Below are 24,335 nucleotides of genomic sequence, written 5' to 3' on the forward strand. Positions count from 1 at the left end.
GGCCTGGGGTACGGGCGCCGACGCCGCGCGGTTCAACCGGAACTAAAAAAATTGTTCCGGGTCGATCGTTCAACCGTCCGGCGGTCCGCCCCGTACTCCGTCGCGGCAGGCGTACCCGCGCCGGCCGGGAGGAGCGTGGCGGATGGACCGCAGACGGATGACAGCCATCGGCGTACTCGTGGCGGCGGCGGGAGCGGCGGCGGCCGTGGCCCTGCCGTCGTTCGCCGGGGAGGGCGCCGCGCCGCCGGCCGGGGACTCCGGGCGGGCCACCGCCCCGGCCGGGGTGGACCAGAAGGTCGTGGATGCGATGAGCCGGGACCTGTCGCTGACCCGCGAGCAGGCGGTGCAGCGCCTCAAGACCGAGAGCTGGGCCGCCGGCACGGTCGAGAAGCTCCGGGCCGAGCTGGGCGAGGACTACGGCGGTAGCTGGCTGGGCGCCGACGGCCGTACGCTCACCGTCGCGGTCGCCGACCCGGGCCGGGCCGCCGCCGTACGCGCGGCCGGCGCGGTGCCGAAGCAGGTCGCCCGGGGGGTGGCGGAGCTGGACACCATGAAGGCCCGGCTCGACCGGTCCGGCGGCGCGGCTGGCCGGGCCATCACCGGCTGGTACGTCGACCCGCCCACCAACTCCGTCGTGGTGGTGGCCCGGGCGGGCCAGGAAACGGCCGGTCGCCGGTTCGCGGCGGCCAGCGGGCTCCCGGCGTCGACGGTCCGGGTGGTCAGCTCGACGCGGGCCCCCCGGCTGCTCGCCGACCTTCAGGGCGGCGACGCCTTCCTGATCAACGGCAACTCCCGCTGCTCGGTCGGCTTCGCCGTGGTCGGCGGCTTCGTCACCGCCGGGCACTGCGGCCAGGTTGGGGACCGCTCCAGCGGCCTGGACGGCTCCCCGCAGGGCGTCTTCGCCGCGTCGTCCTTCCCCCGCGACGACTGGGGCGTCGTTCGGGTCACCGGCGACTTCCAGCCGCAGCCCGTGGTGAACGACTTCAACGGCGGCGCGGTGCCGGTGAACGGCTCCCGGGAGGCACCGGTCGGGGCATCGATCTGCCGCTCCGGCTCCACCACCGGGGCGTTCTGCGGGGTGATCCAGGCGAAGAACGCGACGGTCAACTACCCCGAGGGCACCGTCACGGGCCTGACCCAGACCAACGTCTGCGCCGAGCCGGGCGACTCCGGCGGGTCGTGGATCTCCGGTGACCAGGCGCAGGGGGTCACCTCGGGCGGCGCGGGCGACTGCACGGTCGGCGGAGTCACCTTCTTCCAGCCGGTCAACGAGATCCTCCGGGTCAACGGCCTGACCCTGCTCACCGCCGACGGCACCCAGGGCGGTCGCCGCCTGCGGCGCTGAGCCCGGCCCCGACCGGCCCGGCAACCCCGGGCCGGTCGAGAGGTCATCGGGTGGGCCGGGACAGCACCGGGTCGGGTCGGGCCGGTCAGGGCAGCGCCGCGACCGCCTCCGCGTACGTGACGCCGGTGGCGACGGTCGCGGTGACCAGCACGTCGAGCTGCGCCGGGGCCACCCCGTGGGCCAGGTCGGTGGTCACGTCGCCGGCCAGCACCAGCTCCCCGCTCCCGTCGTCGTGCGCGTACGCCTTCGGCAGCAGCCGGTCGTGGTTCCAGGCGTTGCAGAACGCGTACGCCTCGGCGCGACGTCCCGCCGGGAGCCGCCGGGTGGCCAGCACCCGGGCGTGCAGGATCTCGCCCCGCTCGCCGGCCTGGCGGAACTCGATCACCGCCGGCCCCCACCGCCCGGTTACCGCCGGACCGCGCATCGTCCAGGCGTCGCCGCGCCGGTCCAGGGCCGCCGTGACCATGGCCACGGTCAGCGCCCCCAACTCGTTTTCGGCCAGCTCCCGCCCAACCTCCCGCCCCACCGGGCCGTCGCCGCCCTCACCGTCGTCGCCGCCGTCGGGCTCGCCGTCGTCGTCCGCCTCGTCGGTGGGCAGCGGGACCGGGTCGGCGACCGGCCGTTCGGCCAGCAGGGCGGCGATCCGTCCGGACTGGTGCCCGGTGCCGTTGCGGGCGTCGAAGCTCCCGGCGAGCCCGGTCGCCAGCTCGGCGAGCAGCCCGCCTAGCCGGGCCACGTCGATGTCGTCGCCGGCGGGGCCGGGCATCCGTCGGTCCCCCCGCCCCGCCTCGACGGCCAGGGCGCACAGCAGCGCCCCAACGGCGGCGAACTCCATCGCGGCCAGGTCGTCGGACGGACGGTCCAGCCGGGGCAGCTGCTCGGCGAGGATGTCCAGCCCCCGGTCCAGGTGCCCGCCCAGCGCGCAGAACCGCAGGTGCGCGGCGAGGTACGGGAAGGCCGTCCGTTCCCGCCGGTGCCGCCGGTACGCGACGACGTGCGCCCGGCCCGCCCGCACGGGCTCGCCGGCGCGCAGCAGCGGCAGCAACGCCCCGGCCAGCGCCCGCTCGGGCTGGTCGGTGCAGTACGCCCCGGTCGCCGCCTCGGCCCCGGTCGCCGCCTCGGCCCCGGTCCCGGCCGCACGGTCGGCGGGGGCCGCCGCCGACGGGCCGTCGAGGACCGGACGCAGCTCCGCCAGCGCCGCCGCCCACTCGCCCCAGCCGGCCAGCAGGTCGGCCCGACGCGACGGGGCGCAGCCCGGACAGCCGGCGGCCGGGTCGGCGGGGGCGGTGCGCCAGCGGTCGTACCAGCGCCGGGCCGCCTGCTCGTCGCCGAGGTGGTCGGCAAGGCGGCAGCGCAGCTCGGCCACCAGGCCGGTGACCGGCGCGTCGCCGGCTGTGCCGTCGGGCGCGGTACGGGCCAGGTCGTCGGGCGCGGTACGGGCCAGGTCGTCCAGCGCCGCGCGGGCCTGGCCCAGCCCGACCCGGGGGGTGGCGAACCCGGCCTCCACCGCAAAGCGCTGGTAGCGGCGCAGCTCGGCGGCCCGCTTGCCGGCCGGCTCGGGCGCGGCGTCGAGGAGTTCCCGGCAGCGGCGTACCGGCTCGAACAGCCGCCACCGCTCGCCCCGCCGCAGGTACAGGTCGATCAGCGCGAACCGGGCATCCAGCCCGACGGACAGGTCGCCGGCCGCGTCGGCGGCCGAGGCGATCCGTTCCAGCTCGGCGGCGCGTTCCTCCCCGTCGGGCAGGTCGCCGGCGGCGGCCAGCGCCTCGGCCGGGCCGCGGTCGGCGCGCGCCGGCCCCCGGGCCCGGCCCATCCGGCGGTCGTCCCACCGGCCGGCCAGCCGGTCGTCCCACCGGCGCGGCTGCCCGGGCTCGCCGGTCACGGCCGCGCCCCGCCCGCGAGCTGCCCGGCGGCGGCGGCGAGCTGGCAGCCGGTCGAGATGCCACAGTCGAGCAACTGGTCGAGCTGGTGCGGGGTCACCCCGCGCTCCAGGTCGGCGATCACCTCGCCGCAGACGAGGGCCCGCCCGTCGTCGTCCACATGCACGAACGCCTTGGGCCAGTACCGGTCGTGGTTCCAGGCGTTGCAGAAGGCGTGCAGGGTCGGCACGTACTCGATGGGGAAGGTCGGCGCGGCTATGGTGCGGACCTGGAGGATCTCGCCGGCCGCGCCGATCCGCAGGAACCAGATGAGACCGTCGTCCCAGCGGCCGACCAGCCGGCCCACCGGATCCGCCACGACGGTGACACCCCGGTGGCGCAGCACGGCGGCGATCAGCTCGTCGGTCAACGGCCGCAGCGCCCCGGGATGCCCGGCCAGGGGGCCGTCCGGGCCGTCCTCGATCTCGGGCGACGCCATCGGGCATCCCTTCTGAGGCGAATAACACAACAGGCGGCGTCGCCCGTGCTGCGACGCGCGGACACGACCCGGAAAAGCGGCGATCCGCCGGGTCCCGCCGTTACGGTGACTCTATGGCGGGCCGTACCTCTCAGGCGAGCCGGCGACGCGGCGCGTCGCCGCGCGGCACCACGAACAGTCGTGCCCGTCAGCCGGCGAAGAAGACCACCAGGGCGGCGCCCCGGCGGCGCACCGCCGCCCGGCCCGGCCTGGCCGTCCACGTCGGTCGGGCGATCGGCGCGGTGTGGATGGGGCTCGCCAACGGCGTCGGCTGGGCGGTGCGGGCCGCCGGCCGGCAGGCCGCCTCGGCCCGCGACCTCGACCCCGAGCACCGTCGCGACGGTGCCGGCCTGCTGCTGCTCGGTCTGGCCCTGCTCAGCGCGGTGGCCCTCTGGTTCTCCGGGGCCGGTCCGGTGGGGGCCCGGCTCGCGGACACCGTGCGGCTCTTCCTCGGCGCCATCTCGATCGTCGTGCCGGTGCTGCTGTCGATCGGCGCGTGGCGGCTCATGCGCACGCCGGCCGACCCGGAGCACCGGGGTCGGGGCCTCGTCGGCTGGGGGTCCATGCTGGTCGCCACCGCGGCGATGCTGCACATCGGACAGAACCCGGTGGACTCGGTGCAGCGTGACTACGCGGGCGGCCTGATCGGCGCGGGCGTCGGCGACGTGCTGGAAACCGCGGTGACGGCCTGGGTGGCGGTGCCGCTGCTGATCCTGCTGCTCGTCTTCGGCCTGCTGGTGGTTACCGCCACGCCGATCAACAAGATCCCGGAGCGGTTGGGGCTGCTCGCCGGCGCGGTGGTGGGCCCGCCGCCGGCAGCCGAAGAGGGCGAGGCGGAGGCCGGCGAGAGGAAGCCGGCCCGCCGCCGCCCGGCCAAGCGCGCCGCGCCTCCGCTGCCCGACCCGGACGACTTCGACGGGGAGGCGGTCGAGGGCGCCGACCTCCAGGAAACGGTGGTGCTGCCCCGCAAGCCCCCGGCGAAGGTGCCCGCCACCCGCAAGCCGGTCGAGCCGCCGGAGCACTCGCCACCGCCCACCCGGGCCGAGCAGCTAGCGCTCACCGGTCTGTCCGGCGACTACACACTGCCCCCGGCCAACCTGCTCAGCGGCGGTGCCGCGCCGAAGACCCGCAGCAAGGCCAACGACGAGGTGATCGCCGCGCTCACCGGCGTGTTCGACCAGTTCGGTGTGGACGCCGAGGTCACCGGCTTCACCCGGGGTCCGACGGTCACCCGGTACGAGGTGGAGCTGGGCCCGGGCGTGAAGGTCGAGCGGATCACCCAGCTCTCCCGCAACATCGCGTACGCGGTGAAGTCCCCGGACGTGCGCATTCTCAGCCCGATCCCGGGCAAGAGCGCCGTCGGCGTGGAGATCCCGAACACCGACCCGGAGAACGTGGCGCTCGGCGACGTGCTGCGCTCCCGCGCCGCCACCAGCGACCACCACCCGATGGTGGTCGCGCTCGGCAAGGACATCGAGGGCGGCTTCGTGGTGGCCAATCTCGCGAAGATGCCCCACATTCTGATCGCGGGCGCCACCGGTGCTGGCAAGTCGTCATGCCTGAACAGCCTGCTCGTGTCGATCCTCACCCGGGCCACCCCGGACGAGGTGCGCCTGCTGCTGATCGACCCGAAGCGGGTCGAGATGACCGGCTACGAGGGCATCCCGCACCTGGTCACCCCGATTGTGACCAACGCGAAGAAGGCGGCCGACTCGCTGGATTGGGTCGTCCGCGAGATGGACATGCGCTACGACGACCTCGCCGCGAACGGGGTCCGGCACATCGACGACTTCAACCGCAAGGTGCGCACCGGGGAGATCAAGGCCCCGCCGGGCAGCGAGCGGGAAATGCGGCCGTACCCGTACCTGCTGGTGATCGTGGACGAGCTGGCCGACCTGATGATGGTCGCGCCGCGCGACGTGGAGGACTCGGTCGTGCGGATCACGCAGCTCGCCCGGGCCGCCGGCATCCACCTGGTCCTCGCCACCCAACGGCCCAGCGTGGACGTGGTCACCGGCCTGATCAAGGCCAACGTGCCGTCCCGGCTGGCGTTCGCCACCTCGTCGCTGGCCGACTCGCGGGTCATCCTCGACCAACCGGGCGCGGAGAAGCTGCTGGGGCGCGGCGACGGCCTCTTCCTGCCGATGGGCGCGTCGAAGCCGATCCGGATCCAGGGGGCCTGGGTCACCGAGCGCGAGATCGCCGACGTGGTGAAGTTCTGCAAGGACCAGCGCGAGCCGGAGTTCCGGCCGGACGTGCTGGCCCCGGCGCAGGACAGCAAGAAGAAGATCGACGAGGAAATCGGCGACGACCTGGACCTGTTGGTGCAGGCGGTCGAGCTGGTGGTCACCTCGCAGTTCGGCTCGACGTCGATGCTCCAGCGCAAGCTGAGGGTCGGCTTCGCCAAGGCGGGCCGGCTGATGGACCTCATGGAAACCCGGGGCGTGGTGGGCCCGTCCGAGGGTTCGAAGGCCCGCGACGTGCTGGTCAAGCCGGACGAGCTGGCAGAGGTCCTCGCCGGCCTGGGCGGCGCGAACGACTAGCGCACGCCCTGCCCGGCGCGGGCCGGTCGATGCGGCGGCGACGGCGAGGGGCCCGCCGATCCGGCGGGCCCCTGCGGTCGCGGGTGGGCTGGCTCAGGCGTTCAGGATCACCGCGCTGAGGATCATGCCGAGCACGGCGCCGGCCACGCTGGCGGCGGCGGCGTACCAGCCGAGCGGCTTGTCGCCCAGGACCGCGCCGACGACGCCGAGGATCACACCGAGCAGGCCGAAGACCAGCGGTGACACGAAGACCGCGAGGGCCGCGAACACGAACGCGACGATCGTGCAGATCCGGGCGGCGTTGGTGCGCGGGCGGGTGGTGGTGTGCGTGTCGGCCATGACGTCCTCCGTGGTGAGCCTGGTTCTTCCGTCGACCGGTCACTACCCAGCGGGGCCGAAAACTACGCGTGCGGGCCGATACCGCCCGCGTGTCGGGGCGGCGGGCGGCCGTCGGGACAGCCGTCGGCGGCGCACAGGTCGGTCAGTGAAAGACCTTGAGGCCGACCACCCCGGCGACGACCAGCAGCAGGCAGACGATCCGGGGCAGGTTCGCCGGCTCGTGCAGCGCCAGCATGCCGACCAGCGCGGTGCCGACCGCGCCGATGCCCACCCAGACCGCGTAGCCGGTGCCGACCGGGATCTCGCGCAGCGCGTACGCCAGGCCGGCCATGCTGAGCAGCAGGGACACCGCGAAGACGACCGAGGGGAGGGGGCGGGTGAAGCCGGCGCTGCGTTCGAGGGCGACCGCCCACACCGTCTCCAGGAGCCCGGACACCACCAGGACGATCCAGGCCATCTGGTGTCACCTCCGCGCGGCGACCGTAGCACCGCCCCCGGTACCCTCGGATGGTGTCTGCCGCCTCCTCTTCCGACGCCCCCAGTTCGCCGCCTTCGGTGCCGCGCCGTGACCTGGGGCTGTCGTCTCCCGCCGTTCGCCGCGTTGCCCTGCTGACACTGGGCTGCGCCCGTAACGAGGTCGACTCGGAGGAGCTGGCCGCCCGGCTGCACGCCGACGGTTGGCAAGTCACCACCGACGGTGAGGGGGCCGACGTGGTGGTCGTCAACACCTGCGGCTTCGTGGAGAAGGCCAAGCGGGACTCGATCCAGACGCTGCTCGCCGCCGCCGACACCGGCGCGAAGGTGGTCGCCGCCGGCTGCATGGCCGAGCGGTACGGCCGGGAGTTGGCCGAGAGCCTGCCCGAGGCCCAGGCCGTGCTGAGCTTCGACGACTACCCCGACATCGCCGCCCGGCTCGACGCCGTCGTCGCTGGCGAGGCGCTCGACGCGCACACCCCGCGCGACCGGCGCGAGCTGCTGCCGCTGACCCCGGTCGCGCGGCGTGACAGCGCCGTCTCGCTGCCCGGCCACGGCACCTCCCGGGCCGCCGTGCAGACCGACGAGCACACCCCGGCCCACCTGCGGCAGGTGCTGCGCCGCCGGCTCGACACCGGCCCGGTCGCGTCGCTCAAGCTCGCCAGCGGCTGCGACCGCCGCTGCGCGTTCTGCGCCATCCCCGCCTTCCGCGGCGCCTTCGTCTCGCGTACGCCGGACGAGCTGCTCGCCGAGGCGGAGTGGCTGGCCAAGACGGGGGTCCGGGAGCTGGTGCTGGTCAGCGAGAACTCCACGTCGTACGGCAAGGACCTGGGCGACCCCCGGGCGCTGGAGAAGCTGCTGCCGCAGCTCGCCGCGATCGACGGGATCGTCCGGGTCCGGGCGAGTTACCTGCAACCCGCCGAGACCCGCCCGGGCCTGGTCGAGGCGATCGCCACCACACCGGGCGTCGCGGCGTACTTCGACCTGTCGTTCCAGCACTCCAGCGAGCCGGTGCTGCGCCGGATGCGCCGTTTCGGCTCCACCGAACGGTTTCTGGAGCTGCTGGCCGCCGCCCGCGCCCTGGCCCCGCAGGCCGGCGCGCGGAGCAACTTCATCGTCGGTTTCCCCGGCGAGACCCGGGGCGACGTCGAGGAGTTGGTCCGGTTCCTCTCGGCGGCCCGGCTCGACGCGATCGGCGTGTTCGACTACAGCGACGAGGACGGCACCGAGGCGGCCGGCCTGCCCGGCAAGGTCTCCGCCGCGACGATCAAGCGCCGGTACGACCGACTCAGCGCCCTCGCCGACGAGCTGTGCTCGCAGCGCGCCGAGGAGCGGCTCGGCTCCACGGTCGAGGTGCTGGTCGACTCGGTCGACGACGGCGTGGTCGAGGGCCGGGCGGCGCACCAGGCTCCCGAGGTGGACGGCTCCACCACCCTGGTCGCCCCGGCCGACGGCGGGGTGGACCTGGCGGCGCTGCGCCCCGGCGATCTCGTGCGCGCGACGGTGACCGCCACCGAAGGGGTGGATCTGATCGCCGTCCCGGACGAGATGGTCTCCGCGGCGCCCGGCGCGGCACGGTGACGGCGGGTTCTGAGGAGGCAGGGAAGCCACGTGGTGCGGTGCCAGGTCCGCCACGGCGGCCCGAGCGGGGCGTGCCGGTGACGCCGGTGACTCCAGCGGCGGAGTCGACGCCGTCGCCGGTGGTCGCCCGGGTGCCGGTGCTCAACGCGGCCAACGCGCTGACCCTGCTGCGGCTGGTGCTGGTGCCGGTCTTCGCGTTCTCGGTGGTCGCCTCCGGTACGACCCATGCCGGCTGGCGGATCGCGGCCTGCCTGATCTTCGCCCTCGCCTCGGTCACCGACCTGGTGGACGGCTGGATCGCCCGCCGGTTCGGCCTGGTCACCTCGGTCGGCAAGGTGGCCGACCCGATCGCCGACAAGGCGCTCACCGGCGCGGCCCTGCTGCTGCTGTCCTGGTACGATCTGCTGCCCTGGTGGGTGACCGTGATGATCCTGGTCCGGGAGTTGGGCATCACGGCGCTACGGTTCTGGGTGATCCGGCACGGCGTCATCGCGGCCAGCCGGGGCGGCAAGATCAAGACTGCGCTCCAGATCCTGGCCATCACCTGGTACCTGTGGCCCATGCCGGCCGCGCTCGCCGCCGTGGGCCCCTGGCTGATGGCCGTCGCCGTCGGCGTCACGGTGGTCACCGGCTTCGACTACGTCGCCCAGGCGCTGCGCCTGCGCCGCCCCGCGCGCGGGGACGCGTAGAGCGGCCGGCACGGGGAAAGGGACGTATCCGTGGGAACTGATGCGAACGGGCACCGGCCGGCCGGCAGCCCGGCCGCCGGGGCGGTGCACCGCCTCGCCGAGCGGCACGAGACGCTGGCCACCGTCGAGTCGCTCACCGGCGGGCTGCTCTCCGCCTCGATCGTGGAGATCGCCGGGGTCAGCGGCGTCTACCGGGGCGGCCTGGTCGTCTACGCCACCGAGCTGAAGTCGGCGCTGGCCGGCGTACCGGAGGATCTGCTGGCCGAGCGCGGCCCCGTCGACCCGGACGTGGCCCGCGCGCTGGCCGAGGGCGCCCGGCGGCGCTGCGGCGCGGACTGGGGCCTGGCCACCACGGGCGTGGCCGGGCCCAAGCCGCAGGACGGCAAGCCTGTCGGGCTGGTCTACGTCGCGGTCGCCGGGCCGGCCGGCGTCGAGGTGCGCCGGCTCGACCTCGACGGCGGGCGCGACCACATCCGGTCCGCCGCCGTGATCGAGGCGTTGCGGCTGCTCGTGGAGCGGATCGACGCGGCGGCCCCGGGCACCGCCTCGGGCGCGCCGGAAGCCGGCGACGGCGACACCGAGCCCGCCGGCGCACCTCGTCGCTGAGCCCGTGGCCAGATGGAGGGGCGGGGTGGGATGTCACCGGGGCCGGCAACGGGTACGGTTGCGGGAAGGCTCCGACGCGGCGTCGGCGCCGGGGCGGTGTGCCGCGCCCGGCGCGACGGGGCGGCGGAGGGTGAGACCCGTCAGGGGAGGTGGGATGGTCCTGCTACGCCGGGTGATCGGTGACGCACTGCGGGCGCGCCGGCAGGGGCAGCACCGCACCCTGCGCGAGGTCTCCTCCGCGGCGAACGTCAGCCTGGGCTACCTGTCCGAGATCGAGCGCGGCCAGAAGGAGCCCTCCAGCGAGTTGCTGGCAGCCATCTGCGACGCCCTCGGCGCCCGCCTCTCCGAGCTGCTCCGTGAGGTCAGCGACACGGTGGCGCTCGCCGAGCAGCTTCCCGGGGTGCTCGTGCCCGTGCAGGACGAGCCGGCCGAGCCGGTGGAGTCGTCCCCAGTGGCCCGCGCCTCGGTCCGCAAGTCCACCGGCCGGGGGGTCCGGCAGGTCACCTCCGGCGGCCCGGTGTCGGTGGCCGTGCACCAGGATTCGCCGCTCAAGGCGACCCTGCGCACGCGGGTGCGTCCCGCCGAGCGCGACCGTGACGTCGTCTGCGCCGCCTGATCTCACCCGCCCCGCGCAGTCGCCCGAGCACGTGGTCGGGGTTTCCCGCGCCGCGTACTGTTGATCAGACGGTGGCGTGCCACCGGTGACGTACGAATGCCGGGCTGGCGCTGGGCTGCGACGATGGGGGTCGCCGCCGCACGATCACCGCCCGGACCGCCCGGCGTGGCAGGGGCGGCGCGACTCTACTGAGGGGATACCGCGGAGATGGCGAACCCGTTCGTCAAGGGCTGGAAATACCTGATGGCGCTCTTCGGTGCCCGAATCGACGAGCACGCCGACCCCAAGGTGCAGATCCAGCAGGCGATCGAGGAGGCGCAGCGCCAGCACCAGGCGCTGGTCCAGCAGGCGGCGGCGGTGATCGGCAACCAGCGGCAGCTGGAGATGAAGCTGTCCCGCCAGATGTCCGAGGTCGAGCGGCTCCAGGGCAACGCCCGGCAGGCCCTGGTCCTCGCCGACCAGGCCCGGGCCCGGGGCGACGAGGCGGAGGCCGGCAAGTACGAGCAGACCGCCCAGGTGCTCGCCACCCAGCTCGTCTCCGCCGAGCAGGCCACCGAGGACCTGAAGACCCTGCACGACCAGGCGCTCGGCGCCGCCGCGCAGGCCCGCCGGGCGGTGGAGAACAACTCGATGATCCTCCAGCAGAAGCTGGCCGAGCGCACGAAGCTGCTCAGCCAGCTCGAACAGGCCAAGATGCAGGAGAGCGTGGCCCGCTCGCTGGAGTCGATGTCGTCCCTCACCGCCTCCGGCAGCACCCCCTCGCTGGACGCGGTGCGGGACCGCATCGAGCAGCGCTACGCCACCGCCATGGGCCGGGCCGAGCTGGCCGGCAACTCCGTCGAGGGCCGGATGCTGGAGATCCAGAAGGCGTCGCTGGACTCGGCCGGGTCGTCCCGGCTGGAGCAGATCCGGGCCAGCATGGCCGGCGAGCAGCTCGCCGGCCGGCAGGACCGCCCGGCCGTGGGGCAGCAGCAAGGGCAGGCCGCGCCGGCCGTCGACCCGGCCGCCGCGGCCCGGCTCGACCAGCTCCGCGCCAGCATGGGCCAGGAACGCGGCACCGGGGACAGCAGCGCCGCCGGCTAAGCGGCGCACCAGCAACCGTCGGCCGGGCGGCCCGGCACTGCCCGACCCGGCGGCCGGAACGAGGAGGCACGGGTGGCAGACGAGCGAGCACGGTACTTCCGCCAGCTCCGCAGGTTGCGGCGGTCCGCCCGCCGGTGGAGCGTGCTGGGCGGCGGGCTGACCGGGGCGGCGGCCGTGCTGACCCCGTACGCCGGGCTCGGGCTGCCCGACGCGGCCTGGGCCGGCGCGGCCGGCAGCGCGGTGGCGCTGGCCGCCTGGCGCTGGATCGACCTGCGTGCCCTCGCGGCGCGCCCCGCGCCCCCGGCCCTCGACCCGGCCGAGGCCGCCGCCCGGTCCCGGGCCCGGATCGCCGCCGCCGTCGAGCGGCTCCCCGCCGGGCAGGGGGTGCTGGCGGAGGTGCGCCGTGTCCGGTCCCGGTTGGCCCTGCGCGGCACCAGCGTGGCCCGGCCGTGGGCCCGGCTGGACCGGGCCGCGCTCACGCTCGGCGGGATGGCCGGCCGGCTGACCGGCCTGGCCGAGCCGGCCGTGTCCGAGGCCGCCGCCGCCGACCGTTCGCTGCGCGAGCTGGCCGCACGGGTGGCCAGCGTCGAGCGGGCCCTGCGGCTCGCCCCCGCCGATGCCCGCGCCCCCCTCGCCGACGCCCACGGTGAGCTGGCCGCCCAACTGGAAAGCGGGGTGGCCGCGTACGAGCGGTTGGTGGTGGCCGCCGCCGGCTACCTGGCCGAGGACGCCCGGTCGGACGCCGGTCACCTCGGCGGCCGGGCCGGCGGCGAGCAGGCCGCCGCGTCCCGGCTCACCGAGGCGACGGACCTGCTGCACGGCGTGGCGTCGGCGCTGGCCGAGCTGCGCACCGTCGGCGACCCGCTGCGCGCCCCCACTCGCTGACCGCGCCGGGCAGGTCGCGGCCTCAGTCGGGAGTGGTCACGGCGATTGCCGGGGTGAACGGGGAGCTGCCGACCACGTTGCCGGCCCGCACCCGGTAGTGGTAGGTCCCGCCCCGGGCCAGGCCGGTGTTGACGAACTCCTGCCCGTGCACCGTGAACGCGGCCACCTCCCGCTCGAACGCCGGGTCGACCGCACGCTGCACCAGGAACCCGGCCCCCGGCCCGCCCGGCGGGCCTGCCGCCCAGGTCAGGGTCACCGTCGCGGTGTCCGGTCCGGGCGCGCTCGCGACGGCGGCCAGGTCCGTGGGTGGAACCGGCCGGGGCGGGCTGGTGACGGCGGCGACCGTCGACCACGGCGACGCGACCCCGAGGTACGTCGTGCGCACCCGGTAGTAGTACGTGGTGTCCGGGGCCACCACGTCGTCCACGTGCTGCTCCTGCACGCCGATCGCCGTGGTGGCCGGGCCGCTGGTGAACGTCGGGTTGGTGGCCCGCTGCACGTCGACGCCGGTGGCGAAGGAGCGGTTCGCCCAGCGCAGCGCCACCCGCAGCGGGGCGGCCGGCGGGATCGCCGCGACCAGCCCGGCGGGCGCGGCGATGCGCACCGACGCCGGCACCCCGTTGGACCAGGCCGAGCAGCTCACCTCGTTCTCCGCCCGGATGCGGTAGTGGTAGGTGACCCCGGGAGTGACGGTCGCGTCGGTGTACCGGGTCGCGGCGGCGGCCACGGTGATCGCGGTGAGCCCCTCGGTGAACGCGACGTCGGTGGCCCGCTGGAGCAAATGGCTGCTGGCCGGCGGCCGGCCGCCGTTGCCGGTCCAGGTCAGCGCGATCGCCGGCAGGACGGTCGCCGAGCCGGGCACCGGCGTGGCGGTCAGCCCGGTCGGGGCCAGCGGGGCGACCCGCAGCACCAGCGGTCGGCTCATGCCCTGGTCCCGGTGGCCGGCGAGCTGGCTGTGCCAGCGGTACTCCCACCCCATGTTGACGAGCTGGTTGACCACCGACGCCGGCCGCCCGTCCACCGGGCTCACCGCCGTCGAGTCGATCCGCGCGCCCGCCGGCCGGGTCGGGTCGAGCAGCCGCACGCTGTCGCCGATCTTGAACGGCAGGGCGGGGGCCACCGGCCGCAGCGCCACGATCACGTCCTCGCGGGGGTTGACCCGGATGGTCTCCTTCCAGCCCAGCTCGTTCGGCTCGGGCTGGCGGATCGCGCCGCCCCAGCCCACCCGGTTGACCACCTGCACGTCGCAGCCGCCGACGTGCACCGGGTGCGTGTGCGGCGCGTTGCCGCTGATCCGCCAGAGCTGGGTGCCGTCGGCGGGCGTGCCGACCTGCACCGTCGGGTCGGCGATCACCAGGGTTTCGGTGGCCGGGTCGGCCGGGCCCAGCGGCAGGGTGGCCGAGCCCAGCGGCCCGGCGTGCGGGTGGGCCACCCCCAGCCGGCCGGTCACCCGCCCGTGCGCGGGCTCGAAGACGTGCTGCACCGCCTTCACGGTCAGCGGGAGGGTCACCGGCGCGGCGGACCCGGCCGGGGTGAAGGTGACCGTGATGGCGTGCGCCGGCACCACCGTGTCCCGGGCCGTCCGGGTGCCGAACGCGCGGTCGTACGCCGGCTGGGGCACGATCGGCGGGCGCTGGCTGGCCGCGTACGCCCCGGGCAGCCGCTCGGCCAGCCGGTGGAGGTCGTACGGCTCGGCCGGCTCGCCGGCCACCCGGAACTGCAACAGGGTGCGGGTGTTCGGCCCGTACCCGGGCAGCGGCGCGGGCCCGCCGCCGACGCCGGTGCGGTCCGGTGCCCCGGTGTGGTGGTCGTAGCGGGGGTCGAAGCGGGGCAGCGGGGCCGGGCAGTCGTTGTACAGGATCAGGTTGGCCCCGGGCGGGACGGCAGAGAAGTCGACGACCACGTCGGCCCGTTCCCCGGGGGCGAGCAGCAGGGCGTGCCCGTCCACGTTGAGCACCGTCGGGTCCTGCCGGTCGTACCGGTAGCCGACCGGCCGGTTCGGCAGCACCGCCGGGGCCGGGAGCAGGCCGCACTCGTTGCCGACCTGGATCAGCGCCGGCCCGGCGGCTGCCGGGTCGGGCACCCCGCCCTCGCGGCCGTCCACGGGCCAGTGCGGCGGGCGGCCGGGGGCGCGGGCGGCCTCCACCATCGGCACCTCGCCCGCGTCGGCGTCGAGCAGCCCGCCGTCCGGGCCCCACATCGGGCCGTCGGAGCGGGCCCGGTAGAGCTGGAGGTTGAGGGCGCGGTCCGCGCAGGCGTTGAGGATCCGGAACCGGTACGCCTTCGGCGCGACCGTCAGGTGCGGGTACGCGACGCCGTTGACCAGCGGGGTGTCCCCGTACGCCTCGGGCACCGCCGACGGGTGCGGCACGCCCGGGGCCAGTGGTGGCTCGTCGGGATCGGCGACGGGGTCGTGGTGCGGGTTCGGCACGGGCCCGCCCTCGGGCACCGGTGGCCGGTCGTCGGGCCCCGACCCGCCCGGCCTAGCGCCGGCCGGGCCGCCCGCCGGCGTGGGACGCGTCCACGGGCCGTAGTCCCAGCGGCCGGTCGGGTTCGTCCCGGACGGCCGGTACGGGTGCTGCCGGGGCTGGTAGACGTGCGGGTGCCACAGGCTGCCCCGGGCTCCCCAGCGGTCCCGGTCCCAGGTCGGGTCCTGGCCGGCGAGCTGCGTGTCGTCCGGCACGAACGTGCGGTCGGTGATCACCAGCGGGAGCTGCTCGGCGGGGAGCACCCCGTCGGCGACGAGGTCCTCCTCGGCCGGGTCGGTGAGCAGGTAGAGGGCGAGCTGCCCGGAGCAGACGGTGAGCCGGGACAGGCCGAGGGTGTTGTCGTGCAGCCACATCAACCGGCCGCTCTGCTCGTTCGGGTAGTACAGGGTGGTCGCCCCGGGGCCGGGCGGCGGCATGTCCGGCACGTGGGTCAACCCCACCCCCGTCGGGTACGGAGTGATCTCCCCGGCCGGCGTCACCCACTGCCACGGGTTGCCGGCGCTGATCCAGCCGGTCTGCCCGCCGTACAGGTGCAGCACCGCCCGGTTCTGCGGATACGGTGCCGGCCCGCCCAGCGGGCCCGCGCCGGCCCCGGCGACGGTCGCGTCCACGGGCAGGAACAGCTCGCCGGCCCGGCCGGTGGGTAGCTGGTTGACGAACTTGATCCGCACCGGCCGGCCGCGCCGGGCGACGATCACCGGCCCGCACAGGTACGGCCGGTCGGGCGGAACGACCGTGTTATGCCCGGAGCCGTCGGTGCCGAGGTTGAGCTGCCGGTAGCCGCGCAGCCGGGTGGCGGGCAGGTCGCGGTGCAGCCGCTGCGTGTACTCCTGGAGGCCGATCTCGTAGTAGTCGCAGCCCGGCCAGGTGATCGTGTCCGGGATCGCCACCGGCAGCCACCCGCCCAGCTCGGTGCGGCCCCCCTCGCCGGGGCGGGGCAGGGCGTCAACGAACTTGCGCAGGCCGGTGCCGGGGACGAACCCGCCGCGCCCGTTTGGCACCGGCAGCGGGCTGGCGGCGAAGTTGGGCACCGCGCCGAAGCAGCGCGGGACGGCGGCCGGGTCGAGGCTGGCCGGGGCGGTTTCGGTCGCGTCGGCGTCGGTCGCCTCGGCGGTCCGGGCCGACGGCACGGTCGGCCCCGGTTCCGCGCCGGTACGTGCGGGCCGGTCGGTGAAGCTGGAGCGCAGTCTGCGGAACAGCACCATGTCTCCCCGGATCGTGGCGCGGCGACCGCCACCCCCTCGGGACGACCGCGCGCACCCGTTGACGCTCGGTGAGTACTCAACCGCAGCATGCGACGTCGGGAGTCTGGTGCGGAACTACCCATTCGTCCCGTATCTGGGGGCGTCCCGGACGCTGGGACGGGTGTCGGCGCAGGTCAGGGCGCGGATGCGGGCGGCTCGGGCTGGCAGGCCGGGCACCAGTAGGTGACCCGCTCGCCCAGCTCCCGTTTGCGGATCGCGGTGCCGCAACGCCGGCACGGCTGGGCCCGCCGGCCGTACACGTAGCTCGTCTCGCCCCGGCGTAGCGACCCGGTGGTGCTCTGGGTCCACCGCCCCCGGTTGGCCGCCAGCAGCCGCTGGGCGAGCGCCACCGTGCCGGACAGGTCGGGCACCGCGCCCACCGGGGTCCACGGCGACACGCCGCGCAGGAACAGCACCTCGCACTTGTAGAGGTTGCCCACCCCGGCCAGGTTGCGCTGGTCGAGCAGTGCCTCGCCGATTGTCGCCTCGGGATGGGCGGCGAGCCGGCGGACCGCCTCGGTCGGGTTCCAGTCCGCGCCGAGCAGGTCCGGCCCGAGGTGTCCCACCAGCGCGCCTTCCTCGGCGGTCGGCACCAGCGCCAGCTCGTGCAGGTGGTAGCCCACGGCGACCGCGTCGGGGGCGCGCAGCACCGCCCGGATCAGGTGTGCGGGCCGGGCCGTCCAGCGTTCCCCCGGCGCGTACGCCCGCCACGCCCCGTCCATCCGCAGGTGCGAGTGCAGCGTCCAGCCGGTGACCCCGCCCGAGCCGACCGGCGCGGGCGCGGCGAGCCGCAGCAACAGATGCTTGCCCCGGCTCGCCGACTCGCGCACCGTCCAGCCGGCCAGGTCGGTGCCGGCCAGCCGGGGCACCCGGAAGTCCGAGGCGGTCAGCCGGGCCCCGCCGAGCGCCCGCCCCAGGACGCGGGCGGTATTCCAGACGGTGTCGCCTTCGGGCATCCCGCCATTCTCCCTCCCCCGAGCGGAACTCGCATGTATCGCCATTTGTGCTGCTATTCCCATCAATCTCCGCTGGCTGCACTATCGAGGAGTTCTGAGGAGAAATGCATGCGAAATGCCCGACGCACCGTCCGTCCAACCGTCCTCAACGGCACCCTCGCCGCCCTGACCGTCGCCCTCGTGTCCCCCTTCGCCCCCGCGCCTGCCGGCGCTTCCGTGCCGTCGCCGATGGCCCGGGCCGTGGCCGTGCCGTCCGCTGCCACCCCGGCCGACCTGGTCGGTTCAACCGGTCCGGTGGCGCAGCGGTGGAGCCCCGACCTCTCCGCCGTCGACGCCGACGACGTGAACGTCCGCTTCACCGGCGGCCGGCTCCGGCTCGCCGACCGGGCACCGCGCGCCGTCACCTCGGCGGCACTCGACCGGCATCCCGCGCTCGCCGAGGGCACGTACCTCAGCCGGGCGCACGACCTGGTCAGGCCCGCCACCCGGGTCCGCGCCGAGGTCGTCGCGGAAACCGACCGGGGCGGCGCGGTCGAGGTCCAGGTGCGCGGCCGGGGGGCCGCCGGCTGGACCGAGTGGCGGCCGGCCGTCCCGGCCGCCGTCTTCGACCGGCCGGTCACCCGGGTCCAGGCCCGGGTGCAGCTCACCGCCCGCACCCCCGCCGTCACCCCGGCGGTACGCGGCGTCCGGCTCACCGCCGACCGGCTCGCCGTCGCCGCCGCCACGCCGGGGCTCACCTACCGGGTCTTCGCCACCCGGATCGGCCTGGTCGGCGAGACCACCGCCAACGGGCACGTCGTCCAGCCCCGGGACCACTTCGCGGCCCTGCCCTCGCGGCGCTCGCTCGCCCCACCGGACACCGGCGACTACACCGTCCGGGTCTGCACCACCAGCGGCAGCCGGTGCGAGTACGCGCCGGTCTGGGACGTGGGACCGTGGAACACCCGGGACGACTACTGGAACCTGAGCGCCGTCCGCGAGAACTGGAAGGACCTTCCCCAGGGCCTGCCCGAGGCGCAGGCGGCGTACCAGCACGGCTACAACGGCGGGCGGGACCAGTTCGGCCGCACCGTGCTCAACCCGGCCGGCATCGACCTCGCCGACGGCACCTTCTGGGACGGCCTCCAGCTCAGCACCAACGCCTGGGTCGACGTAACCTACCTGTGGACCGGCACCGGGACACGCGCCGTCGTCGGCGACGGGCCGCTCAACGTCCGCTCCGGCCCCGGGACGGGCTACGCCGCCCGTGGCCTGGCCGCCCGGTACGCCAACGTGCCGGTCCAGTGCTACGTCACGGGACAGACCGTCAGCGGCCCGTTCCGCACCACGAACCGGTGGCAGCGCCTCGCCGCCGGGCAGTACATCAGCTACGCGTACGTCTCGGCGGTGTACGGCGGAAGCGTGCCGCCCTGCTGACCGGCGCGCGGCACCGGCCCGGGCGACCCCGGGCCGGTGCCGCGTGGCGGGTTCAGGGACGCTCCTCCGGGCGGGCCGGGCGCACCATGTCCTGGTAGCGGGGGTGACTGGCGCCGTAGACGGCGAAGTTGAGCCGGGCGAGGGTCAGGCTCAACTCGCCGTTGGGCCCGCCGCGCACCACGTCGGCGTCGGCGTCGTTCTGACCGTCATCGGTCCAGAAGCAGACCGGGCAGGTGCCGCCCCCGGTCCGCGAGGCGCAACATGGACATGCCGAAGGAACCCACTGAACACCCACCGGGAGAGCATTCCACAACCGAGGACCCGGCATCACGCCGATGGTGGGCCGATTTCACCTTCTGCCCAGCCGGGGTCCGCCGCAGGTCCACCCGCCGCTCAGCCGGCGGTGACGGCCACCAGGTCGCCCGCGCCGACGCCCAGCACGTCAGCCGCCCGGCCGCCGTTCACGGCGGCGGCGACCAGACCGGCCGAGTCGACGTACACCACCAGCGCGCCGGGCGGGGCGTCGCCGAACGTACGCCCGTGCGCCGCCGCCCGCCCGGCCACCCGCAGCCGCGCCGGAAGCGGGGCGAGCCGGTCGCCCGGCGCGGCGAGCTGCACGTTGCCGAAGTGGTCCACCGTCAGCACCTCGGCGGCGAACCCGCCCGGTTCTGCGCGGACCACCGGCTCGGGCAGCCGGACCAGGGTGGCCGGGTCGACTGTCGGCCCGGCGTCGGCCAGCGGCGCGCCCAGCGCCAACCGGGCGGCCACCGGGGCGAACACGTCCCGGCCGTGGAAGGTGCGCGACACCTGCGGGGCCAGCCACCCGGGGTTGGTCAGCTCCACGGCGGCCGTCACTCCGCCGAGCGCGACGGCGGCGTCGGGCAGCAGGCCGTTGTCCGGCCCGACCAGCGTCCCGCCCGGCGTGGCCAGGGCGACTCCGCGTCGGCGGGTGCCCACCCCCGGGTCGACCACCGCGACGTGTACCCCTGCCGGCAGGTACGGCACCGTCTGGGCGAGCACGGCCGCGCCCCGCCGCACGTCGGCCGGCGGGACGAGGTGGGTCACGTCGATCACCCGGGCGGCTGGCGCGATCCGCGCGATCACCCCGTGGCAGGCGGCCACGAAACCGTCGGTTAGACCGTAGTCGGTGGTCAACGAGATCCACGCCATCGGGTTCCCCCTCGTGCTCGCTCCGCTGCCTTGCCGTGTGGCTCGTCCTGCCGACCGGTCCGGCCAGGGTGAAGGCGAGCGGCAGGCCCGCCGAGCCGGCCGCGACCGCCTGACGCGACAGATCGCGGTCCTCTCGCCGGCCGTCAGGAACCTGCGAAACGCTCTGGCAATGTCAGTATTGTCGATGTTAGCGTTCGCGCAGCCGCCCGGCCGTGGGGTGATCCGCCTGTCGAGTCTCGGTGGCGGCTCGCGCGCCCCGGGTTGCCGAGACGCGCATACATGTGATGTATCCGATGTTCGGCGAGGTGTCTGCGGCTCGTCGGCGGCGTTGATCTCGGGTTCGACCGGACTTCCAGCCATTGACGTTACGCGCTGGAAACCTTTAACGTCTGATGTCTAAGTCGCGTGGATGCCGCCATGTCACCCCCTGGTACGGAGGGATTCCCATGTCCCACCCCCCTCTCACCCGTCGTTCGCTGCTGGCCGGCCTCGGCGCGGGCGGCGTCGCAGCCGCCGACAGTGGGTGGATCCGCGCGCTTCCCGCTCACGCGGTCATCCCCGATCCGAGCAACTACTCGCAGACCTGGGCGTCGGTCGGCCAGCATCCGGCGGCGGAGTCGTTCCAGGACGTCGAATTCGGCCTCACCTAACCCACCCTGCTGTGGACCATCGCGGCCGTCCGATCCTCGCAGTCTCCGTCCGACGTATGGGTCGCCGCGATCCGCGGGGGTTGCGGCGATGCCGACATCGGGGGACGCCCCGGATATGGAGGAACCACAATGAACCGGAGAATTCTGCTGAGCGCGGGGCTGACCCTGCTGCTCAGTGCGACGGCTACCGTCACCGCCGGCTGCGGCGACAACGCGGGCGACCAGACCGGCTCGGGCGGCGGCAAACCACTCGTCGGGGTGGACTATCCCCGCTCCGACACGGACTTCTGGAACTCGTACATCAAGTACGTGCCGCAGTACGCGGGCGAACTGGGCGTCGAACTCAAGGCCACCAACTCGCAGAACGACATCGCGAACCTCATCTCCAACGCGCAGACCTTCATGAGCCAGGGCGTGAAGGGCGTGGTGATGGCCCCGCAGGACACCGCCGCCATCGCGCCGACACTGTCCCAGCTCGACAGCAAGAAGATCCCGGTGGTCACCATCGACACCCGGCCGGACACCGGCAAGGTGTTCATGGTCGTGCGCGCCGACAACCGCGCCTACGGCATCAAGGCGTGCCAGTTCCTGGGCACCAAGCTGGGCGGCCGGGGCAAGGTCGTCATGCTCCAGGGCGGCCTGGACTCGATCAACGGCCGCGACCGCACCGAGGCGTTCAACGAATGCATGCGCAAGGAGTTTCCCGGGGTCACCGTGTTCGGTGAGGCCACCGACTGGAAGGCGGACGTGGCGGCGTCGAAGTTGCAGACCCGCTTCGCGTCGGACCCGGACATCAAGGGCATCTACATGCAGTCCTCGTTCGCGCTGTCGGGCACCCTCCAGATCCTCAAGCAGCGAGGGCTCCAGGTGCCGCCGACCGATCCCAAGCACGTCTTCGTCGTCTCCAACGACGGCATCCCGGAGGAGCTGAAGAACATCGGTAATGGCCTGATCGACGCCACCGTCAGCCAGCCGGCCGACCTGTACGCCAAGTACGGGCTGGAGTACGTGCAGGCGGCGATCGAGGGCAAGACGTTCCAGCCCGGCCCGACCACGCACGGCAGCACCATCATCCAGGTGCGCGACGGCCTGCTCGAAGACCAGCTTCCGGCACCGCTGGTGACGCTGGACGGCGCGCCGATCGCGGGGCAACCCACCCTGAAGTTCGACGACGCGTCGCTGTGGGGCAACAACGCATGAGTGCCGCCCCGCCCCGCCCGACCGACGGGCCGCCCGGCGACGGCCGGCCCGTCGTCGAGGCGGTGAGCATCACCAAGCGATTCGGGTCGACGGTCGCCCTGTCCGACGCGAGCATCGTGGTCCGCCGGGGTGAGACGCACGCCCTGGTAGGCCGCAACGGTGCCGGCAAGTCGACCTTGGTCAGCATTCTCACCGGCCTTCAGGCCGCCGATGACGGCGCGGTGGCCTTCGACGGGCGTCCGGCGCCGCCACTGGCCGACCGCGACGCCTGGCGACAGCGGGTGGCGTGCGTCTACCAGAAGTCGACGATCATCCCCACCCTCACGGTGGCGGAGAACCTGTTCCTCAACCGGCACGCCCGGGGGCCGGGCGGGCTGATCCACTGGTCGCGCCTGCGGCGTGCGGCAGAGCAGTTGCTGGCGGCCTGGTCGGTCGACGTCGACGTACGTCAGCCCGCCTCGACGCTCTCCGTCGAGCAGCGGCAGTTCGTCGAGATCGCCCGGGCGCTGTCCTTCGGTGCCCGGTTCATCATCCTCGACGAGCCGACCGCCCAGCTCGACGCGGCAGGCATCAACCGCCTGTTCACCCGGATCCGGGACCTGCGGGCCCACGGCGTGACGTTCCTGTTCATCAGTCACCACCTCCAGGAGATCTACGAGCTCTGCGACCGGGTGACGGTCTTCCGCGACGCCCGGCACATCGTCACCGCCCCGGTGGCGCAGCTGAGCCGGCAGGAGTTGGTCGCCGCGATGACCGGCGAGGACGTGACGATGCCGGAGGCCGACCATGCGCCCCTGCCGCCCGACGCGCCGGTGCTGCTGTCGGTGCGGGACCTGGTCACCCCGTCCGGCGCGCAGGTGTCGATGGAGGCCAGGGCGGGCGAGGTCGTCGGCATCGCGGGTGGCGGCGGCAGCGGCAAGATAGAGGTCGCCGAGGCGATCGTCGGGCTGACCCGTCGGGCGGGCGGAACCGTCACCCTCGACGGCCGCGTGCTGCGTCCGGGCAGCGTGCCCGACGCCCTCGACGCCGGAGTCGGGCTGGTGCCCCAGGACCGGCACCGGGAGGGCCTCGTGCCGTTGCTGTCCATCGCGGAGAACGTCACGATGACCGTGCCGGACCGTGTCGGGCGGTACGGTCTCATCTCGTCGGCCCGGCGGGACGCCCAGGCGCGGGGGACCATCGCCGACCTGGCGATCAAGGCGTCCGGGCCGCAGGTGCCGGTCTCCGACCTGTCCGGGGGCAACCAACAGAAGGTCGTGATGGGCCGGGCGCTGGCCAGCGATCCGAAGCTGCTGGTTCTCATCACGCCGACCGCCGGTGTCGACGTGCGCTCCAAGCAGACCCTGCTCGGTGTCGTCGAGGACGTGCGCCGTCGCGGCACCGCCGTGCTCGTGGTCTCCGACGAGCTGGACGACCTGCGGATCTGTGACCGCGTGCTGGTGATGTTCCAGGGCCGGATCGTCGGCGAGATGGCCCACGGCTGGAGCGACAACGATCTGGTAGCCGCCATGGAAGGGGTGGATCTCCACCATGTCTGAGACGCTGTCCACCGCCACGGCGTCCTCGTCGCCGCCGCCGTCGCCCCCGTCGTCGCCGTCGCGGAGCCTGGCCATCGCCCGGCTGCGTGACCTCGCGCTGGTGCCGGCGATCATCGCCGTGGCGATCGTCGGGTCGATCGTCAACCCGGTCTTCCTCAGCTCCGACAACATCATCAACGTGTTGCAGAGCATGTCGGAGATCGCCATCCTGGTCCTAGCCCAGACCATCGTGCTGATCACCGGCAAGATGGACCTGTCGCTGGAATCCACCTTCGGTCTCGCGCCCGGCATCGCGGCCTGGCTGGTCGTCGACCCCGCGCTCACCCGGGGTCTCGGTCTCGACGCGCTACCGGACGCCTGGGCGGTCCCGGTCGTCCTGCTCGTCGGTGCTCTCGTCGGCGCCTTCAACGGGCTGCTCATCGTCCGGTTCGGCCTCAACGGCTTCATCGTCACGCTGGGCATGCTCATCATCCTGCGTGGGCTGCTCACCGGCATCTCCGGCGGGCAGACCTTCTTCGCCCTGCCGGAGTCGATGACGTATCTCGGCTCCGCGACCTGGTTCGGGGTGCCGGCGTCGATCTGGTTGTCGCTGCTGCTGTTCGCCGCCGGGATCGTGGTGCTCGGCTACACCCGATCCGGCCGGGCGCTCTACGCGATCGGCGGCAACGTCGACGCCGCCCGCGCGGCGGGCATCCGCACCGACCGGGTGCTGTGGATCGCGCTCGCCGTGGCCAGCGTGCTCGCGGCCCTCGCCGGCCTGCTGATCAGCGGCCGGCTCGCGGCGGTGCCGGCGGCTCAGGGCAGCGGTGCCATCTTCCAGGTCTTCGCGGCGGCGGTGATCGGCGGCGTCAGCCTCAACGGCGGCAGGGGCAGCGTCTTCGGCGCGTTCACCGGCGTCCTACTGCTCTTCATGATCATCAATGTGTTGACCCTGGCCGGGGTGCCCGCGCAGTGGACGAACTTCCTCAACGGCGCGGTCATCCTGGTGGCCCTGGTGGTCTCCCGCATCACCGGGGGCAAGGCGCAGACATGAGGCGGACCGGCCCGCCGGTCGGGCCCATCGCCGAGGCAGATCCACGAGTCGGGGCACAAGGCGGCCGACGTTCTACTCCCC

The 24,335-nt window shown here is 74.4% G+C and carries 21 protein-coding genes; 13 read left to right on the forward strand and 8 right to left on the reverse strand.

Annotated elements, in window-relative coordinates; genetic code table 11:
• Window positions 1–142: 142 nt before the first annotated feature.
• Window positions 143–1,345, forward strand: coding sequence for a S1 family peptidase (locus E1258_RS08495; RefSeq protein ID WP_132398441.1), 1,203 nt, complete (start codon window positions 143–145; stop codon window positions 1,343–1,345).
• 85 nt (window positions 1,346–1,430) lie between these two features.
• On the opposite strand, the gene E1258_RS08500 is transcribed toward E1258_RS08495, so the two are convergent.
• Window positions 1,431–3,227, reverse strand: coding sequence for a YbjN domain-containing protein (locus tag E1258_RS08500; protein WP_207919475.1), 1,797 nt, complete (start codon window positions 3,225–3,227; stop codon window positions 1,431–1,433).
• Entirely contained in the window at window positions 3,224–3,703 is a 480-nt protein-coding gene (locus E1258_RS08505; RefSeq protein ID WP_132398443.1) for a YbjN domain-containing protein, read from the reverse strand. Before E1258_RS08505 ends, E1258_RS08500 begins: the two co-directional genes overlap by 4 nt.
• Window positions 3,704–3,816: 113 nt before the next feature.
• Between E1258_RS08505 and E1258_RS08510 the strand changes: the two genes are divergently transcribed.
• Window positions 3,817–6,285, forward strand: coding sequence for a DNA translocase FtsK (locus E1258_RS08510; RefSeq protein WP_132398445.1), 2,469 nt, complete (start codon window positions 3,817–3,819; stop codon window positions 6,283–6,285).
• Between the two features lie 93 nt (window positions 6,286–6,378).
• Here the strand turns inward: E1258_RS08510 and E1258_RS08515 are convergent, their stop codons facing one another.
• Together E1258_RS08515 and E1258_RS08520 are read right to left on the reverse strand one after the other, a co-directional pair.
• Window positions 6,379–6,624, reverse strand: coding sequence for a hypothetical protein (locus tag E1258_RS08515; RefSeq protein ID WP_132398447.1), 246 nt, complete (start codon window positions 6,622–6,624; stop codon window positions 6,379–6,381).
• Between the two features lie 142 nt (window positions 6,625–6,766).
• Window positions 6,767–7,081, reverse strand: a complete 315-nt coding sequence (locus E1258_RS08520) for a multidrug efflux SMR transporter (RefSeq protein ID WP_132398449.1) — start codon at window positions 7,079–7,081, stop codon at window positions 6,767–6,769.
• A 50-nt stretch (window positions 7,082–7,131) separates the two neighbouring features.
• Here E1258_RS08520 and rimO point away from each other — a divergent pair, with 50 nt between their 5' ends.
• The 6 genes from rimO (at window position 7,132) to E1258_RS08550 (ending at window position 12,558) form a co-directional block, all read left to right on the forward strand.
• The gene (gene rimO, locus E1258_RS08525; RefSeq protein ID WP_243715285.1) at window positions 7,132–8,679 is read left to right on the forward strand and encodes a 30S ribosomal protein S12 methylthiotransferase RimO; all 1,548 of its coding nucleotides are present in this window, start codon (window positions 7,132–7,134) and stop codon (window positions 8,677–8,679) included.
• Between the two features lie 86 nt (window positions 8,680–8,765).
• A complete protein-coding gene (pgsA, locus tag E1258_RS08530) occupies window positions 8,766–9,368 on the forward strand; it encodes a CDP-diacylglycerol--glycerol-3-phosphate 3-phosphatidyltransferase (RefSeq protein ID WP_132398451.1) in 603 nt (200 codons plus the stop codon).
• A 30-nt stretch (window positions 9,369–9,398) separates the two neighbouring features.
• Complete coding sequence (locus E1258_RS08535) at window positions 9,399–9,974, forward strand: CinA family protein (protein ID WP_132398453.1); 576 nt, start codon at window positions 9,399–9,401, stop codon at window positions 9,972–9,974.
• A 154-nt stretch (window positions 9,975–10,128) separates the two neighbouring features.
• Window positions 10,129–10,590, forward strand: a complete 462-nt coding sequence (locus E1258_RS08540; protein WP_007075322.1) for a helix-turn-helix domain-containing protein — start codon at window positions 10,129–10,131, stop codon at window positions 10,588–10,590.
• 207 nt (window positions 10,591–10,797) lie between these two features.
• On the forward strand, window positions 10,798–11,673 hold the full coding sequence (locus E1258_RS08545) for a PspA/IM30 family protein (protein WP_132398455.1): 876 nt from the start codon (window positions 10,798–10,800) through the stop codon (window positions 11,671–11,673).
• 72 nt (window positions 11,674–11,745) lie between these two features.
• Entirely contained in the window at window positions 11,746–12,558 is an 813-nt protein-coding gene (locus tag E1258_RS08550; protein ID WP_132398457.1) for a hypothetical protein, read from the forward strand.
• Window positions 12,559–12,580: 22 nt separating this feature from the next.
• Here the strand turns inward: E1258_RS08550 and E1258_RS08555 are convergent, their stop codons facing one another.
• Together E1258_RS08555 and E1258_RS08560 are read right to left on the reverse strand one after the other, a co-directional pair.
• The gene (locus tag E1258_RS08555) at window positions 12,581–16,252 is read right to left on the reverse strand and encodes a multicopper oxidase domain-containing protein (RefSeq protein ID WP_132398459.1); all 3,672 of its coding nucleotides are present in this window, start codon (window positions 16,250–16,252) and stop codon (window positions 12,581–12,583) included.
• A gap of 173 nt (window positions 16,253–16,425) precedes the next feature.
• Entirely contained in the window at window positions 16,426–17,247 is an 822-nt protein-coding gene (locus E1258_RS08560; protein WP_132398461.1) for a DNA-formamidopyrimidine glycosylase family protein, read from the reverse strand.
• A gap of 108 nt (window positions 17,248–17,355) precedes the next feature.
• Here E1258_RS08560 and E1258_RS08565 point away from each other — a divergent pair, with 108 nt between their 5' ends.
• A complete protein-coding gene (locus E1258_RS08565; protein ID WP_132398463.1) occupies window positions 17,356–18,663 on the forward strand; it encodes a hypothetical protein in 1,308 nt (435 codons plus the stop codon).
• A gap of 52 nt (window positions 18,664–18,715) precedes the next feature.
• Here E1258_RS08565 and E1258_RS08570 read toward each other — a convergent pair whose 3' ends face one another.
• Together E1258_RS08570 and E1258_RS08575 are read right to left on the reverse strand one after the other, a co-directional pair.
• Window positions 18,716–18,958, reverse strand: a complete 243-nt coding sequence (locus E1258_RS08570) for a CPCC family cysteine-rich protein (protein WP_132398465.1) — start codon at window positions 18,956–18,958, stop codon at window positions 18,716–18,718.
• Window positions 18,959–19,056: 98 nt separating this feature from the next.
• Complete coding sequence (locus tag E1258_RS08575) at window positions 19,057–19,833, reverse strand: S-adenosyl-l-methionine hydroxide adenosyltransferase family protein (RefSeq protein ID WP_132398467.1); 777 nt, start codon at window positions 19,831–19,833, stop codon at window positions 19,057–19,059.
• A gap of 446 nt (window positions 19,834–20,279) precedes the next feature.
• On the opposite strand from E1258_RS08575, the gene E1258_RS08580 reads away from it, so the two are divergent.
• The 4 genes from E1258_RS08580 (at window position 20,280) to E1258_RS08595 (ending at window position 24,254) form a co-directional block, all read left to right on the forward strand.
• On the forward strand, window positions 20,280–20,483 hold the full coding sequence (locus tag E1258_RS08580) for a twin-arginine translocation signal domain-containing protein (protein WP_132398469.1): 204 nt from the start codon (window positions 20,280–20,282) through the stop codon (window positions 20,481–20,483).
• 129 nt (window positions 20,484–20,612) lie between these two features.
• Window positions 20,613–21,683 (forward strand): sugar ABC transporter substrate-binding protein, encoded by a 1,071-nt coding sequence (locus tag E1258_RS08585; RefSeq protein ID WP_132398471.1) that lies wholly within the window; start codon window positions 20,613–20,615, stop codon window positions 21,681–21,683.
• Window positions 21,680–23,221, forward strand: a complete 1,542-nt coding sequence (locus E1258_RS08590; protein ID WP_132398473.1) for a sugar ABC transporter ATP-binding protein — start codon at window positions 21,680–21,682, stop codon at window positions 23,219–23,221. Before E1258_RS08585 ends, E1258_RS08590 begins: the two co-directional genes overlap by 4 nt.
• Window positions 23,214–24,254, forward strand: coding sequence for an ABC transporter permease (locus E1258_RS08595; protein WP_132398475.1), 1,041 nt, complete (start codon window positions 23,214–23,216; stop codon window positions 24,252–24,254). The genes E1258_RS08590 and E1258_RS08595 overlap by 8 nt, the downstream gene beginning before the upstream one ends.
• Window positions 24,255–24,335: the final 81 nt, after the last annotated feature.

The organism is Micromonospora sp. KC207, from assembly GCF_004348615.1.
Lineage (GTDB): Bacteria > Actinomycetota > Actinomycetes > Mycobacteriales > Micromonosporaceae > Micromonospora.

What these genes read in the sequence shown, in the direction of transcription:
- E1258_RS08495 (WP_132398441.1), top strand. Translation starts at nt 143, where the DNA reads ATGGACCGCAGACGGATGACAGCCATCGGCGTACTCGTGGCGGCGGCG.
- E1258_RS08505 (WP_132398443.1), bottom strand. Translation starts at nt 3,703, where the DNA reads ATGGCGTCGCCCGAGATCGAGGACGGCCCGGACGGCCCCCTGGCCGGG.
- E1258_RS08510 (WP_132398445.1), top strand. Translation starts at nt 3,817, where the DNA reads ATGGCGGGCCGTACCTCTCAGGCGAGCCGGCGACGCGGCGCGTCGCCG.
- E1258_RS08515 (WP_132398447.1), bottom strand. Translation starts at nt 6,624, where the DNA reads ATGGCCGACACGCACACCACCACCCGCCCGCGCACCAACGCCGCCCGG.
- E1258_RS08520 (WP_132398449.1), bottom strand. Translation starts at nt 7,081, where the DNA reads ATGGCCTGGATCGTCCTGGTGGTGTCCGGGCTCCTGGAGACGGTGTGG.
- rimO (WP_243715285.1), top strand. Translation starts at nt 7,132, where the DNA reads ATGGTGTCTGCCGCCTCCTCTTCCGACGCCCCCAGTTCGCCGCCTTCG.
- E1258_RS08540 (WP_007075322.1), top strand. Translation starts at nt 10,129, where the DNA reads ATGGTCCTGCTACGCCGGGTGATCGGTGACGCACTGCGGGCGCGCCGG.
- E1258_RS08545 (WP_132398455.1), top strand. Translation starts at nt 10,798, where the DNA reads ATGGCGAACCCGTTCGTCAAGGGCTGGAAATACCTGATGGCGCTCTTC.
- E1258_RS08555 (WP_132398459.1), bottom strand. Translation starts at nt 16,252, where the DNA reads ATGGTGCTGTTCCGCAGACTGCGCTCCAGCTTCACCGACCGGCCCGCA.
- E1258_RS08560 (WP_132398461.1), bottom strand. Translation starts at nt 17,247, where the DNA reads ATGCCCGAAGGCGACACCGTCTGGAATACCGCCCGCGTCCTGGGGCGG.
- E1258_RS08565 (WP_132398463.1), top strand. Translation starts at nt 17,356, where the DNA reads ATGCGAAATGCCCGACGCACCGTCCGTCCAACCGTCCTCAACGGCACC.
- E1258_RS08575 (WP_132398467.1), bottom strand. Translation starts at nt 19,833, where the DNA reads ATGGCGTGGATCTCGTTGACCACCGACTACGGTCTAACCGACGGTTTC.
- E1258_RS08580 (WP_132398469.1), top strand. Translation starts at nt 20,280, where the DNA reads ATGTCCCACCCCCCTCTCACCCGTCGTTCGCTGCTGGCCGGCCTCGGC.
- E1258_RS08585 (WP_132398471.1), top strand. Translation starts at nt 20,613, where the DNA reads ATGAACCGGAGAATTCTGCTGAGCGCGGGGCTGACCCTGCTGCTCAGT.
- E1258_RS08590 (WP_132398473.1), top strand. Translation starts at nt 21,680, where the DNA reads ATGAGTGCCGCCCCGCCCCGCCCGACCGACGGGCCGCCCGGCGACGGC.
- E1258_RS08595 (WP_132398475.1), top strand. Translation starts at nt 23,214, where the DNA reads ATGTCTGAGACGCTGTCCACCGCCACGGCGTCCTCGTCGCCGCCGCCG.